11 protein-coding genes are annotated in these 15,406 nt (G+C 37.5%); 7 read left to right on the top strand and 4 right to left on the bottom strand.

What is annotated here, in order from left to right:
• Positions 1–40 precede the first annotated feature (40 nt).
• The 3 genes from AAEU29_RS17800 (at position 41) to AAEU29_RS17790 (ending at position 4,559) form a co-directional block, all read left to right on the top strand.
• Positions 41–985, top strand: a complete 945-nt coding sequence (locus tag AAEU29_RS17800) for a hypothetical protein (protein ID WP_421974570.1) — start codon at positions 41–43, stop codon at positions 983–985.
• Positions 978–2,156, top strand: a complete 1,179-nt coding sequence (locus tag AAEU29_RS17795; RefSeq protein ID WP_421974569.1) for a cation:proton antiporter domain-containing protein — start codon at positions 978–980, stop codon at positions 2,154–2,156. The genes AAEU29_RS17800 and AAEU29_RS17795 overlap by 8 nt, the downstream gene beginning before the upstream one ends.
• A gap of 117 nt (positions 2,157–2,273) precedes the next feature.
• Positions 2,274–4,559, top strand: coding sequence for a S8 family serine peptidase (locus AAEU29_RS17790; protein ID WP_421974568.1), 2,286 nt, complete (start codon positions 2,274–2,276; stop codon positions 4,557–4,559).
• Positions 4,560–4,595: 36 nt separating this feature from the next.
• Here the strand turns inward: AAEU29_RS17790 and AAEU29_RS17785 are convergent, their stop codons facing one another.
• The 3 genes from AAEU29_RS17785 to AAEU29_RS17775 all read right to left on the bottom strand — a co-directional run bounded on the left by AAEU29_RS17785 (position 4,596) and on the right by AAEU29_RS17775 (position 6,085).
• Positions 4,596–5,075, bottom strand: coding sequence for a hypothetical protein (locus tag AAEU29_RS17785; protein ID WP_421974567.1), 480 nt, complete (start codon positions 5,073–5,075; stop codon positions 4,596–4,598).
• 17 nt (positions 5,076–5,092) lie between these two features.
• Positions 5,093–5,476: a YacL family protein gene (locus tag AAEU29_RS17780; protein ID WP_421974566.1), complete on the bottom strand. Its 384-nt coding sequence runs from the start codon at positions 5,474–5,476 to the stop codon at positions 5,093–5,095.
• Positions 5,477–5,644: 168 nt separating this feature from the next.
• Entirely contained in the window at positions 5,645–6,085 is a 441-nt protein-coding gene (locus AAEU29_RS17775; RefSeq protein ID WP_421974565.1) for a hypothetical protein, read from the bottom strand.
• Between the two features lie 141 nt (positions 6,086–6,226).
• Between AAEU29_RS17775 and AAEU29_RS17770 the strand changes: the two genes are divergently transcribed.
• From AAEU29_RS17770 to AAEU29_RS17755, 4 genes are all read left to right on the top strand, one after another.
• Positions 6,227–8,254, top strand: coding sequence for a S9 family peptidase (locus AAEU29_RS17770; protein ID WP_421974564.1), 2,028 nt, complete (start codon positions 6,227–6,229; stop codon positions 8,252–8,254).
• Positions 8,255–8,427: 173 nt separating this feature from the next.
• Positions 8,428–9,528, top strand: a complete 1,101-nt coding sequence (locus tag AAEU29_RS17765; RefSeq protein WP_421974563.1) for a branched-chain amino acid aminotransferase — start codon at positions 8,428–8,430, stop codon at positions 9,526–9,528.
• A 172-nt stretch (positions 9,529–9,700) separates the two neighbouring features.
• Positions 9,701–12,466: a methyl-accepting chemotaxis protein gene (locus AAEU29_RS17760; RefSeq protein ID WP_421974562.1), complete on the top strand. Its 2,766-nt coding sequence runs from the start codon at positions 9,701–9,703 to the stop codon at positions 12,464–12,466.
• Positions 12,467–13,011: 545 nt separating this feature from the next.
• Entirely contained in the window at positions 13,012–13,467 is a 456-nt protein-coding gene (locus AAEU29_RS17755; protein WP_421974561.1) for a hypothetical protein, read from the top strand.
• 229 nt (positions 13,468–13,696) lie between these two features.
• Here AAEU29_RS17755 and AAEU29_RS17750 read toward each other — a convergent pair whose 3' ends face one another.
• On the bottom strand, positions 13,697–15,076 hold the full coding sequence (locus tag AAEU29_RS17750; RefSeq protein WP_421974560.1) for a class II fumarate hydratase: 1,380 nt from the start codon (positions 15,074–15,076) through the stop codon (positions 13,697–13,699).
• Positions 15,077–15,406 lie beyond the last annotated feature (330 nt).

Raw genomic sequence — 15,406 nt, 5'->3', positions numbered from 1 at the left:
TTTCCAAAAATAATAATGAGTAAAATGGAAGCTCTCAGCAATGATAAAGCCGATAATTGATACTTTTTGCCAGCTACCATATCAAATTGACTACGCGCAAAGCCATTTTCAAAGCAAAAACTATCATCATCTAAGTAAAATTAGTGATGAGCAATACAATGACTTAATGATTGTTTTACGTTATTTATTGTCAGTTGGTTTACAAAACACAAATAGCTACAACCGCTATCGTAATGAAGTTGAAAAATTAGTGTTGTGGCTTTGGTATCAAAAAAAACAAACATTAGCACATATTGATGAAGCATTATTAAAAGAATATTTGCACTTCTTACAAACACCGCCTGAAGATTGGCAAACGAACCGAAAGGCAACTCGTTTTAAATTAATTGAAAACGTAAGGGTATATAACCCACATTGGCGACCTTTTATCAAAACCACAACTTGTTACGAATCACGTGCCTCAACCTATACAATTCTTAATCATTTTTGTAATCACTTGTGTGATACTAAGATAATTAAAGACAACCCAATTAAGTTACTTAGAAAACGCGATAGCGTGTTAAACAACACAACAAAGCCATCAAGTAAGGTTAATGAAGTATCATATGAATGTATCGAATCACAGTTTGCTAAGTGGCAAAATGACATTCATCGTGTGCGTGATTTACTTCTCTATTATTTTGTAAAACATAATAATGTGATGCTCCAGTCATTTTCTTTACAAGGTGATGGTTTTTATCCCCAATTAGCGCATTTAGATATTTCCAGTGAGATTTTTTATTTTTATCAAAATGGGCAATTACAATCTCTCACGTTATGCTCGTTAGGTTTAAAAATGGCCGAACAATATGTACTGTTACGTGGTTCACAAACATCTAAAAATGCCCCTCTTTTACATAAGCAACGCGGTGAGGGATGCTATGAAGTCAGGCAATTGAGAAGAATGATTAAAGCTGTCGAAAATGAGTTAAATACCTATGCATAATGCATACACTTTATTTGTCGTAATTACATGCGTACTCATCGCTTATTCACTCTTTGCCAAGCGCATACACCAGTTAAGCATTACTGGCCCCATGTTTATGTTAACTGCAGGGTTGATTTATTCTTTTGTATTTTATGGCAGCAGTGAAATAGATGTTGAATTGACATCATTTCAAATTTATATCGAACTCACATTAGCACTAATTTTATTTAGTGATGCTGCTAAAACAAAATTAGCAGTTTTAAAGCACAGCTATGCTTACCCCCTTTTACTGTTATTAGTAGCTTTACCCATTACATTTGCACTTGGCTCACTACTTGGAAGCCTGCTTTTTTCAGAGCTGCCATTTCTTCATATTGCGTTGCTTGCAATTATATTAACTCCAACAGATGCAGCACTTAGCAGCAACTTTATTGAGAATAGTAAAATACCTGAACAAACACGTGAGGCAGTTAATGTTGAAAGTGGTTTAAATGATGGTTTAGCTGTCCCAATATTCTTATTACTGCTTTATTCAGCGATTAATCAACAAACACCTGACCTATCAAAAACCATGATTATTGCAATAAAGGAAATAGGCATTGCGACTTTAATAGCAGGTTTTGTTAGTCCGCTTATTTTTAAAGTCGTGTTATTTTCGGAAAAATACCGTTTGTATAACAAAGATAATGAAGTTTTTATTTTTGTCGCTATTGCTGTCTTAATTTATCTACTAACACAATCCCTTGGCGGCAGTGGATTTTTTGCCGCGTTTATTGCTGGTTTATTATTTGATATTAAATTTAAATCTGCCTTCAAACCACAGCGCTTAAGTAATGCCCATGCTCTTGCAAATACCTGTGCACTTATAATTTGGTTTGTTTTTGCTAATTTTGCCTTCACCTATTTACATAATGGTGTTGAATTAAACGCCATTATCTTTGCAATTTTAGCGTTAACTATTATGCGCATTTTGCCTGTTTTAGTGTCATTACTATTTACAGCATTACCTTTTAAACAACGTATTTTACTGGCGTGGTTTGGCCCAAGAGGCTTGGCGTCGGTAGTTTTCACCTTGATTTTAATCCAAGAACTAACATCAGTTTCTGAGCTAATTATCGACAGTGCAATTTTAACAATAATTTTAAGTGTTATTTTTCATGGTCTTAGCGCAAAATTAAAGCTTAAATAAACCAAAGTTAATACTTTGTTAACATTCATTTACAGCAATAATGTTAAATTAGTGTGAATTTCAATTACACACTGTTACATTCTGGGTTCCTAAAACGACAACAACCTGGGAACTATTATGACAAACAAATCATTAAAGATTTGCTCAATTGCAGCAGTAGCACTTGCTGTAAATACAGCTATAGCAAGTGAATCAGAAGGCTTATTGAAAGCAAACTTTGCTGATAACCGTGCAGCAGTAAAATCTCCATTACCAAAACGTTACATTGTAAAATACAAAGACAATTCTTCTTTTATGAACTTTGCTAATACAACAAGCATTGACTCTGTAACTAAAGACCGTCTCATGCAAATGGGTGTGCGCAATGCGAAATTTAACCCATCAATTAATGCAAACATTGCTGAATTAAGCGATTCACAATTAAAACAATTACAAAATGACCCTATGGTAGATTACGTTGAAGAAGATCTACCTCGCCGCTTAATGGCACAAACACAGCCATACGGCATTGCAATGGTTCAAGCAGATCAAGTAAACGATTCTGTTGCCTCTGCTGCTAACAACGGTAAAAAAATCTGTGTTATTGACTCTGGTTTAGATTTACCTCATGAAGATATGGGCTCGAATGGTGGCACTGTAACAGGCACAAACAACAGTGGCACAGGTAACTGGTATCAAGAAGGTGGTCCACACGGTACACACGTAGCAGGTACAATTGCTGCAATCGATAACGGTGTAGGTGTTCGTGGTGTTATTGGTTCTGATCCTTCACTACACATCATCAAAGTATTCAACGCAAGTGGTTGGGGCTACTCATCAGATTTAGTTTCTGCACTTAATGCGTGTAAAAACGCAGGTAGTGACGTTGTAAATATGAGTCTTGGTGGTTCAGGTTCAAGCACCACTGAGCGTAACGGTATTCAAGCAATTGCTGATGCTGGCTTATTACTAATTGCTGCAGCTGGTAACGATGGTAACCCTTCAAACACAACTGATATTGAAAGCTTCCCTGCTTCATATGATTCAGTAATGTCTGTTGCAGCAATCGACAGCAGCAAAGCACTTGCTGATTTCTCGCAAAAGAACAGCCAAGTTGAAATTGCAGCACCAGGTGTAGACGTATATTCAACTTACCCAGAAGGTACAGGCCAAGTTGTTTCTCTTTCTGTTGGCAATAGCGCATACAGCGTAAACGCAATGGAAAATACAGGCTCTGTAACTGCTCCGCTTTATAATTTTGCAACAGGCGAATCAATTGATTCAGGTGCAAACGGTAAAGTGTGTTTAATTCAACGTGGTAATATTTCTTTCCACGATAAAGTTAAAAACTGTCAAGACAGTGGTGGTATTGGTGCTGTTATCTATAACAATGCAGCAGGTAGCTTCGGCGGTACTTTAGGTGATACAAACCAAACATCTATTCCTGCGGTAACTGCTACAGATTCTGATGGTGCAGCAATGCTTTCACAAATCGGTTTATCTGCAACTATCGATATTGGTACTGGTAACTACGGCATGATGAGTGGTACATCAATGGCATCACCACATGTTGCAGGTGTTGCTGCATTGGTATGGAGTCATCACCCAAGCTGTACAGCACAAGAGATCCGTTCTGCGCTTAACGCGACTGCACAGGATTTAGGTGCTGCAGGTCGTGATGTTAAGTTTGGTTACGGTTTAGTACAAGCGAAAGATGCGATTGATCACTTAGAAGCAAATGGTTGTTCTGGTGATGGTGGCACAACTAACCCTCCAGGTGACAACGTTTTACTAAATGGTCAAACTGTATCAGGTATTAGTGCTAATACTAATGAAGAAGTACTTTACACATTTGAAGTTCCTGCAGGTGCAACTGATGTTAAAGTTGTGATGAGCGGTGGTTCAGGTGATGCTGACCTTTACACGCAATTTAATGCACAGCCTACAGATAGCAACTACGAATGTCGCCCTTATGCAAATGGTAACAATGAAACATGTAACCTTACGCAGTCTGGTGGTACTTACTATGTTCGCGTTAAAGCGTATAGCAGTTTTGCAAATGTAAGCTTAACAGCTTCATATACTGAAGGTAACGATGGTGGCGGTAACGGTGAACTTACTCCAATCGATGACACTGTAAACGATATTTCTGTTGCACGTCGTGGCTGGCAACGTTACACACTTGATTTAGCGGCTGGTTATAGCGATTTAAATATCACTATGTCAGGTGGTTCGGGTGATGCTGACATGTATGTTACATTTGGCTCTCAGTCAACAACAAGCAACTACGATTGTCGTCCATATGAGTCTGGCAACAATGAAGCTTGTTCATTCAGTGCACCACAAGCTGGTACTTGGTACATCGATATTTACGGTTACCGTGCATCAAGTGGTATCACTTTAAATGTAAAAGCTAACCCATAGCTTTTAAATGAGGAAAGTGGCTAGCCACTTTCCTCTTTAATACACATCCCTATCGCTTTCTACCGCAATACATTGGTTACTACTGCACATTGCTTTAGGTTCAACCAAGTGCTGACAAATCCCCATTGTACCTTCTAATGCATGTTTACTTTTTTCAAGGCGGATAATCTCTTTTGAAACGTTTACTAGTGCTTCTTGATTAGATGTTTTTGAAGATAGAACTGCATAACCACTCGCGCCGCCACATGGGTTAGAGCCTGTTGAAATAACATAACATTGCGCATTATTGTCACAACTAACATCTGAAAGTGCTTTATTTATGCTCTCTTTTAAAGAACTTATTGTGTTTGCATCTGCTTTTGGAATTTCCGATTGACTGTTGGTTGTTGTGCCAGTCGTCACTTTTTCAGATAGATATGTTTTTGTATTTTCGGTTTTATCGATTTGTTCTTTTTGCTCAGCATCACCACACGCTGACAAAAACAACACTGTTGTTAAACTTATAAGCTTTTTCATCTTATTATTCTCCATGCTTAAGCACGATTATCTTTTAGAAAATCATGCCAATCTTGTAATAGGCAGATAAAATCATCCAATCCACATTCACATATATCTGTTGAAGTATCAACACTGAGCATTTCTTGTGTAAAGCGCTCTGATTCTTGTTCTGAAATACCATGATGATTGATTTTAATAGCGACTTCACCATTACATACAGTGAGCATCATTTCTTTACCATTAATTTGAAAGTCATGATAAAAACTTTTGCTATTAGAATTAATATTTTCAATTAATTGCTTCACCGCCGTGCTTGAAACAGGTGTTTCATCAGAAAGCCACCTAGCAATATTGGTGTGTTCATCAGTAATTAATAGGCGAAACCCATCGATAGGATCTTTGATAAATTGGTATTCCATGCTGTATTCAATTTTACAATTAATCTGTTAATTGTACTGTGTAAATCTTGTAACAGCGACCTTTGAAAGCTTATTCATCAATACCTTTACCCTATTGATTACTTAGCAACCACTTTTTACGCCTTTGTCTCGATATGGTAATGACATTCGTTAGTATGATGTGTTCTTTTACATTAAATACAAATAACAAATGCTAAAACCAAAACACATAATGCCATGCGGTAATACAACATGAGGCCAAAAAAGTGCTGTATAAAATTGTTTTCTGCCTAATTGGTTATATTCATTAGACCAAGATGTACCAATTTGAAAACAGTCAATGTCATCAGCACTGCCATTTAGGTAGTTTTCTATCTCTCTAATACGTTTGTAATTCGCATTTTGAAAAGTTTTCCAATAGGCTTCAATTAACCAAAATAAAAAAGATGCCATAGCTGCATAAAGTAATACGTTTATTGTGTTACTAAACGCGCCTGAACTCAGCACTGCAATGGCAAGAGAAACACTCCAAGCTTTTATAGTGAGAGATTTAGCATCAAAATTTTCGACCAGTGTTTGCAGGTGGAAATATTCCCTTTCTAATAAGGTAAGTTTTTGTTGTTGTTCCATGTTTCACTCCTTTTAACACACGCTATTTTGATCACCCTGTTGTAACTTGTCTACTAAATTAACTATTTCGTCTTGAATATGCTGCTTGCTTTAAATAACTCCGCTAAGGTGTTCAAAATTTAAAGTTGGTTCGAGGCAATTATGTCTAATTCTGTTAAATCCATATTCTTTTTATCTTTGTGCTCACTGAGTTCAGCCCCAAGCGTTGCAAACACCTTTCAAGCAAGCGATATATTTGACTTAGAATATGCATCATCCCCTGCTATTTCACCAAGTGGCGAACACATCGTATTTGTGCGAAATAGTAATAACATTATGCGTGATGCCACAGATAAAAGTATGTGGATTATCAACAGCAAAACCGGCCAGTTAACCCCGTTATTTTCTGATGACAAACAATATTCTTCACCTGTATGGTCACCATCTGGTGACAGAATCGCTTTTATCAGTAATTTATCGGGTGAAAAACAAATTCATGTTCATTATTTAAAACAAAACCGCACTGCAATGGTAAGTAAGTTGCAATCAGGTGTTTCAAACCTCACGTGGTCACCAAACGGAAAATGGCTTGCCTTTAGCCAAAAAGTTGAAGAAAAACCAAGTGTGATAGCCAAGATGCCTGCGGCGCCAAAAGGAGCAAAATGGGCAAAACCTGCCATTGTTATTGATTCTGCTTATTATCAAGCAGATGGCAAAGGGTTAATTAAGCCAGGTTACAATCATTTATTTGTGTTACCTGCTGAAGGTGGCACAGCGCAACAACTCACATTTGGTAATTACCATCATAACGGCCGTTTAGCATGGACCAAAGACAGTAAATCAATCGTTTTTTCAGCGAATCGTATCGATGACTGGGAATACAAAACATTAGACGGAGATTTATTTAAAGTCGACCTTTTCTCAAAAGAGTTAACACAACTTACAAACTTCCCAGGTAAAGAGTTTAGCCCGCAGTTTTCTCAAAATGGTGACAAGCTTGTATATTTACAAAGTTCAAATGCGTTAAATCCATATCGCAATAATAAATTAAAGCTTATGGATTGGCGCTCAAAAGAGTCCAAACACATTCATGCTGATTTTGATCGTTCTGTGATATCGCCGATGTGGATTGGCAACGACACTATCGCGATCAGCTATGATGATTTTGGCAAACGTAAAATTGCATCAATCACTACTAATGGCAATTTAAAAGTACTCACAGACAGTGTTTCAGGTACAACGCTTGGCAGACCTTATATTAGTGGTGAGTTTTCTGCTAATTATAATGGCGATATTGCGTTTACTTATGGTAATGCAACTAGGCCTGCTGATATTGCAACAGTGTCACCAAAAGGTAAGAGCCGTCAATTAACAAAGCTTAATGAAGATCTCTTAGGACACCGTAAATTAGGTGAAGTGCATGAAATCAACTACACCTCTTCATTTGATGGTGAATCAATTCAAGGCTGGTACATTACTCCGCCTGACTTTGATCCAAGTAAAAAATACCCAATGATTTTAGAGATTCATGGTGGCCCTCACCTTGCGTATGGCCCTCATTTTTCTGCTGAGTTACAACGTTTTGCCGCGCAAGGTTACGTCGTTTTTTATGATAATCATCGAGGCAGTAGCTCGTATGGTGAACGTTTTGCGATGTTATTGAAATATAAATATTCATCAAAAGAAGATTTTGCTGACCATAATTCTGGTGTTGATGCCATGATAGCTAAAGGCTTTATCGACAAAGACCAAGTGTTTATTGCAGGTGGCTCCGCTGGCGGTATTGCTACTGCTTATGCTATTGGCTTAACAGACCGCTTTGCAGCTGCTGTGGTTGTTAAACCTGTAATTAATTGGCTCAGTAAAGTATTAACCGCTGATAGTGGCCTTCGTCAAATTCCTACACAGTTTCCTGGCATGCCATGGGATCATGTTGAGCATTATTGGCAACGTTCCCCGCTTTCACTTGTGGGCAATGTAACAACTCCAACCATGCTAATCACAGGTGAAAAAGATTTAAGAACGCCTATGGCTGAAACTGAACAATATTACCAAGCACTCAAGCTTAAAAAAGTTGATTCAGTGCTTATCAAAATACCGGGTGCATACCATGGTATTGCCAGTAAGCCGTCGCGCATGATCAGTAAGATTGAACACACGCTAGCGTGGTTTGAAAAATATAAAAAGTAAGTTTATCCCAACTAGTTTAAAGCCAGTTTTTACTGGCTTTTTTATTTTATAGCTAGCGACAAGCTAATTAAAGTTACTTTATACACATAAATCTCAAATATTAGATTATTTACCCTTGCATTTACTTCTTTATAGCTTCAACATGCAACCATCATCAACGAATATCAATAACAATGAACATAGATTACCAATTACTCTCACCAGAGCAACGCCGCAGCGAGCCGCTTGCTAAGGACACTGATTTAGGCTTTGGCCAACTTAGAACAGATCATATCTTTTTGATGGATTACCAAAATGGTGCATGGATAAATGAACGTATTGTACCTTACCAAAACTTACAATTAGCACCTGGGGCTATGGCTCTTCATTATGGGCAATCTATTTTTGAAGGTGCCAAAGCTTTTCTACATCAAGACAATGAAATTTATACATTTCGTTTAAATAAAAATTGTGAGCGTTTGAATCAATCTGCAGAAATTCTATCAATGCCATCTCTTGATGTAGATATGCAATTACAAGCTATTAATGCATTACTCGATGTTGAACGTTTGTGGATGCCAACGGCTACTGGTGCGTCTATGTATATTCGTCCGTTTATGTTTGCCACTGATGATAGCTTATCTGTTAAACCAAGTAATTCGTATACATTTGCTGTTATGCTAAGCCCAAGTGGTGCTTACTATGCAAAAGGTATGAGTAATTCCCTTAAATTACTTATCACACAACAATATCACCGTGCAGTCAGTGGTGGCACTGGCGCTGCCAAAGCAGCGGGAAATTATGCCGCATCACTGCGCGCCCAGCAGCATGCAAGCTCAGTAGGCGCAGATCAAGTACTCTATTTAGACGCTTCTAATCAATACCTTGAAGAAGTAGGTGCAATGAATCACTTTCATATCACACGCAGTGGTGAGTTAGTCATTCCCGAGTTTACCGACACCATTTTGAAATCGATAACATCGCAATCGATTTTATCATTAACCAATGAATTAAAGTCATTACTCGGCTTAACTCCCGTTCAGAAAAAGATTTCAATCAAACAATTTTTAGCTGACGTGCAATCAGGCGAAATTATTGAAGCCGGTGGTTTTGGTACGGCAGCAGTCACCGCATCGGTAGGTCACTACATTTTAGATAATGGTGAGCATTACACGGTTGGCAATGGCGAGATTGGCGAAAAAACCCAAAAACTTTATCAATATTACAGTGACTTACAGCAAGGTAAGCAGCCTGCCCCAGATTCGTGGTTAGTAAGCGTAGAGCGTAATAATTAACCCTATTTATTTCATAAGTGAGTAATATCAATTTTACTCACTTTCTTTCCAAAATAATCATTAATTTCAATATTCTAGTCTTTGTTATTTCTATAATACTTTGCCGATATAACGCTTTTTTACTACACTTGTCATACTTTTGTAATTATTCTGTCACATTCAGGGACGAAACATGAAATCGATTAAAGCCAAATTGATGACGGGCGTAATATGTGGATTATTTTCCATGTTGCTAGGCGCTTTAGTTTCAGTATTAATTCTTCGCGATTTAGCAAAAGATTTTGACAATGTTATCCATCAAGAGCTAGATGCCCGTGAACAAGTGAATTTTGTTTTAGCCAGTTTCAAAACCCAAGTGCAAGAGTGGAAGAATATCCTTATTAGGGGTCATGATGCTAAACAATATGACAAATACTTAAAACGCTTCACTGAAAAAGAAACTGAAGTACAGGAAAATTTAATAGCCTTACAAAAGCGTGACTATTTACCGCCAGTATTAATATCTCAAATCGCCGAACTTGAACAACAACACCAAAAACTTGGTCGTTTGTATCGTGATGGCTTAATTGCGTTCAAAACGTCAAATTACAATACTCAACAAGGCGATAAAGCAGTATCAGGTATTGACCGCCCGGTTGTCAGTGCGCTTAATCAATTAACCACTGAAATCAATAAAATTAGCCAATCTGAAACTCAGCGGCTATCAGCAAAAAAAGACGATTTAATTAAAAAAACCTTTATTGGCTTATCTATTATTACTGTATTAACCGTCATTTTGTTATTCAGATTTATACAAGTCTTGATAACACAACCCATCAATATTGCAGCAAATATTGCAAGCGAAATTGCAAGTGGCAACCTAAATAACCGGATTGACAGTCACAAACGTGATGAAATTGGCCTACTTCTTACCGCACTTTCTCGCATGCAAGAAAATTTAAACACTGCAAATTCTGAGTTAAAAGCACAAATTGATGAACAACAACGCCTTGCAAAAATTAATGGCAGAATTAAACAAGCACTGGATAATGTTGCAACCCCAGTATTACTCTGCGATGTAAACAGCCACGTAATTTACGCAAATCATAAATGTAATGAGCTTTTAAACAAACATATTCAAAACATTAGTGTAAGCCAACCGAATTTTAATCCTGCAAATTTAATAAACTCTGCAAGTAGTTTATTGTTCGATGGTCAAGAGCAGTATAATCAGCTAGCCCTTTCATCACAGCAACAGGTTGAATGTGAACTTACCTATCAAAATACCATTTTATCTGTGATTGCAGGTCCAGTAACTGATGACAGCGCAACCATAATTGGTGTGGTATATGAATTTGTTGATTTAACTGAGCAGCGCCTTGCAGAACAACAAGTAGACAGCATTATTACTGCTGCTGTGTCTGGTCAACTTGAAACACGAATAAACTCTCAGGAATTCTCCGGCTTTATGCTTACGCTTGCTAATGGTATTAACCAAATGCTCGACGCAATTGTGAAGCCAATACATCAAACACAAAATTACCTTACATTAATTGGTAACGGCAATATACCAAAACACATTGAAGGCGATTATCAAGGTGACTTTTTATTAATTAAGCAAAGCCTTGAACAATCGTGCTTTGCAATTGCCAAATTAATTGAAGATACCAACGAGATTGTTAATAGCGCATCTATTGGCGAACTTACCAAACGTGCAAATGCCGACAACCATAAGGGAGATTATCAAAAGATAATTAGCGGTATTAATGCAACCTTAGATGCAATTGTAACACCCATCAACCAAACATCACGTTACTTAAACGACATTGCTAATGGCCAAATCCCAAAACAGATCAGTAATGATTACCAAGGGGATTTTTTACAAGTAAAACAGAGCCTGCAAACAAGCTGCTCAGCAATAGAACGTTTAATTTCAGATACCAACACATTGGTAGATGCTGCATCAAATGGCAAACTCACGGTAAGGGCTGATAGCCAAAAGCATAGCGGTGATTTTGCCAAAATTGTTATTGGCATTAATGACACACTAGACGCCATTACAAAACCATTACAAGAATGCCAAGAAGTGATGCAAGCCCTAGCTATTGGTGATTTATCAAAATCTGTAAATGGTGAGTACAGTGGCGACTTTAATAACTTAAAACAATCTGTAAATACCAGTGTTGATAATTTATCTGCCTTGGTTAAGCAAATTTCAAACACTGCGTCACATATCACAAATTCTGCTGATGACATAAAGCATGGCATTAATGATTTAAGTAGTCGCACTGAATCACAAGCAGCATCGATTGAAGAAACCACAGCTTCAATGCATGAAATAACTGAAACAGTAAGACGCAACTCAGAAAACGCACAAGTTGCCAATATGCTGGCGGCAAATGCAGACGAACAAGCGCAAGAAGGTGGTCGTTTAGTTGGCGATACTGTGAGTGCGATGAAAGAAATAAGCACAAGTTCATCACAAATTTCGAATATTATTGAAGTGATTAATGAAATTGCATTTCAAACTAATTTACTCGCACTTAATGCCGCAGTAGAAGCGGCCCGTGCAGGTGAAAAAGGCAAAGGCTTTGCAGTGGTTGCAGCAGAAGTTAGAACACTTGCACAGCGCAGTGCTAATGCATCAAAAGATATCGCCGGCCTACTTAATGACAGCGCTTTAAAAGTAGAACATGGTATGAAGTTAGCGACTCAATCAGGTAACACGCTTGCATCAATTGTCAGCGGCATTCAGGAGTTATCGAGTAATATGGCAAATATTGCTGATGCGAGCGCTGAACAAGCCAGCGGAATAAACCAAATTAATACTGCCATAAAGCAAATGGATTCAATTATCCAGCAGAATAATGGGCTTGTAGAAAGAGCCAATGCATCAAGCAACAATATGGCAGAGCACGCAAACGAGCTTAAGTTTTTAATGGCGAAGTTTTCACATTAAAGCAGCGTATAGTTTTTAGCGGGTCGTAACGTTCAGGTGGAGAAATTGATACTTCACCTGAAATACGTAAATGAGCGAACAACAGCCGTTGGAAGTTATTGTAATCCACTCACTATAACTATTTTAATTTTATGTATATCGACACAGTTATAAGTGAATGCGGCAATCATTTTATCAATCGGCTCGCTATGTAAATTATAAACATTCTCGGCTATCTCATTTATGAAATTATAACTAGTTAAACTTAAATCCTTTAATTACGCTCATTTTTACTTAGCGAGTCATAAAATTTCTCGGTTATGCCAATTCTCGTTTTCTCCAAGTCAAAGAGCCATTGAGTGTTTAAATTAAAGTTGATAACCTATTAATATATTTAAATAAAACGTATTGGCGTTCAGAATTTATGGACGATATTCAATTTGGGATAACCGGGAATTCTCACTAATACACTGTTAAATGCCTAATGGAGTTTTGGCGTAATGTTGAAGTATATTTCAATATTAATAATCTTTCTAAGTTTTAATGTTATGGGGAATGAATTCGAAATGCCACAAAAAACTGTTTCCAAATTCCTTAGCAGTATGAAAGACAAAAATTATAAGAAAGCATCTGAATATATTTCTAAATCAGATTTGACTTGGTTGGCTCAATCTACAATACCATTACTGAATAACTCTGAGTTTTTAGATATGTACGGCTTGGAAAAGCTCACAGAAAGCGATATTAAAGAGCTTAATCATAGTGATATCTTTGAACTTTGGTCATATATTGCGTGGGAATCAAGAGATAAAAACTTTGGAAACTATGTGCCCGAAAATGTACTCGGGACAGTTAAGGAAAACAGTAATATTGCACACGTGGTTGTTCGTGATATTGCTAGCTCTGAACATGAAGCTGAGGTGTATTCATTAGAGTTAGTAACCCAAAGTTGGCAACTCAAGTTACCTAGAATAATAAGAGGCACCCTAAGTGTTTATGAGAAGTCCTTCTTGAACAAATAAATGTAATCGGCACTTAACAAACGCATCAAAAATGACGTCAGACGCTTGGCTGGCGCTCCTTCGTCGCTAATTTTAGCCAAGCATTTATGCGCCCATTAGTAAGGCGTTACGAATGACAGTTGTTGGCACTTAGCGGCTATTAAATACCCTAGTTTATTCACTTAAATCACAACCAGTAGCCTTTTAATTAAAGAAACTTAAAAAAGGGGTCAGTAAACTGACCCATTTTTTAACCGATTCCGCCTTTCGTTAATTTATACGGATTTAGTAACACTAATAATTCTTCGCGTGTTAAATCAGTTTCTTCTAAAGCAACCTCAATCACAGGCCGGTTTTCTTTATAAGCTTTCTTTGCAATTTCAGCGGCTTTTAAATAGCCAATCACTGGGTTTAAAGCGGTGACTAAAATAGGATTTTTATCGAGCGATAAATTGATCTTATCTTCATTCACTTTAAAGGTAGCAATTGCTTTATCTGCTAAGTGATAGCAGGTATTGGTTAATAGATGTATACTCTGCAATATGTTGTGAGCAATTACAGGTAACATTACATTAAGCTCAAAATTACCTGATTGCCCTGCAACGGTAATCGTAGTGTCATTGCCTATTACTTGTGCACCCACCATTGCCGCCGCTTCTGGAATAACGGGGTTTACTTTACCCGGCATAATTGATGAGCCTGGTTGCAGTGCTTCTAACTCTATTTCAGATAAACCAGATAATGGCCCTGAATTCATCCAACGTAAATCATTTGAAATTTTTATTATTGCCACAGCCAATGTTTTAAGTTGCCCTGAGAGAGCAACAATCGCATCTTGCGAGCCAATGTTATAGAAAAAATTATCACTTGGACTAAAACTGATACCAACAGCAGTGCTTAAGTTCACTGCAAATTTACTCGCAAATTTTGCATCGGCATTAATCCCTGTGCCTACTGCGGTTCCCCCTTGAGCAAGCGGTTTAACACGTTCTAGTGCAGCGTTAATACCACTAATTGCAAATTCAATTTGGCTTTTCCAGCTGTCTAACGTTTGAGCAAATGTAATTGGCATAGCATCCATTAAATGAGTGCGACCTGTTTTGCAAATATGCCCTACTTCTTTGCTTTTTTGATTTATGGTATTTATCAGATGGTTTGCAGCAGGTAACAAGTGGTAATAAACACCAATGCAACTGCTCACTTGAATAGCTGTTGGTATCACATCATTGGAACTTTGCCCCATATTGACATGATCATTTGGGTTTACGGTCTCTTTCAGCGCGTTTGAAGCTAATGTGGAAACAACTTCATTCATATTCATATTTGAACTGGTGCCTGAACCTGTTTGAAACACGTCTATTGGGAATTGGTCATCAATGCCACCAGCGAGCACTGTTTCACATGCATCGACAATCGCTTCACAAATGTGCGGCTGCAAATGTCCCAGCTCTTGATTGGTTTTAGCAGCACTTGCTTTAATATAAGCAAGTGCTTGGATAAACCAAGTTGGCATTGTCAGGCCGCTAATATCAAAGTTATTTACAGCACGCTGTGTTTGCGCTTGATAAAGGGCGTTTGCAGGTACTTGTAACTCGCCCATGCTGTCTTTTTCAATTCTAAAATCTGTCATTTTTTATCTCTGATAGCTTAAAAATTCAAAGCTGATCACTCGCAACTCATTCTCTAATTTATAATAGTGACTCAAATCACTTTCGATCTGTTTATAAAAACGTTTGAGTGCAAACAAAGGTTTATATACAAAATCTAGACTCATACGTCTTATGAGAAGATTTAATAAAGGATCACTCATAATATTAAGTAAGTCGAAAAATAGCCGTCTTAAAAAGAGCTCTTGCAGCAAAGGGTTATTGTTTTTTTGATAAACCTTTGCAAGCAGCAACCCGTGTTCAACAACATTAGTTAAAACGTCAAACGCTTTAGCACTTGAACAACGCGATAA

The organism is Pseudoalteromonas aquimarina (genome assembly GCF_049257255.1).
Classification (GTDB): Bacteria; Pseudomonadota; Gammaproteobacteria; order Enterobacterales; family Alteromonadaceae; genus Pseudoalteromonas.
This window is presented reverse-complemented; position numbering and strand designations above follow the sequence as displayed.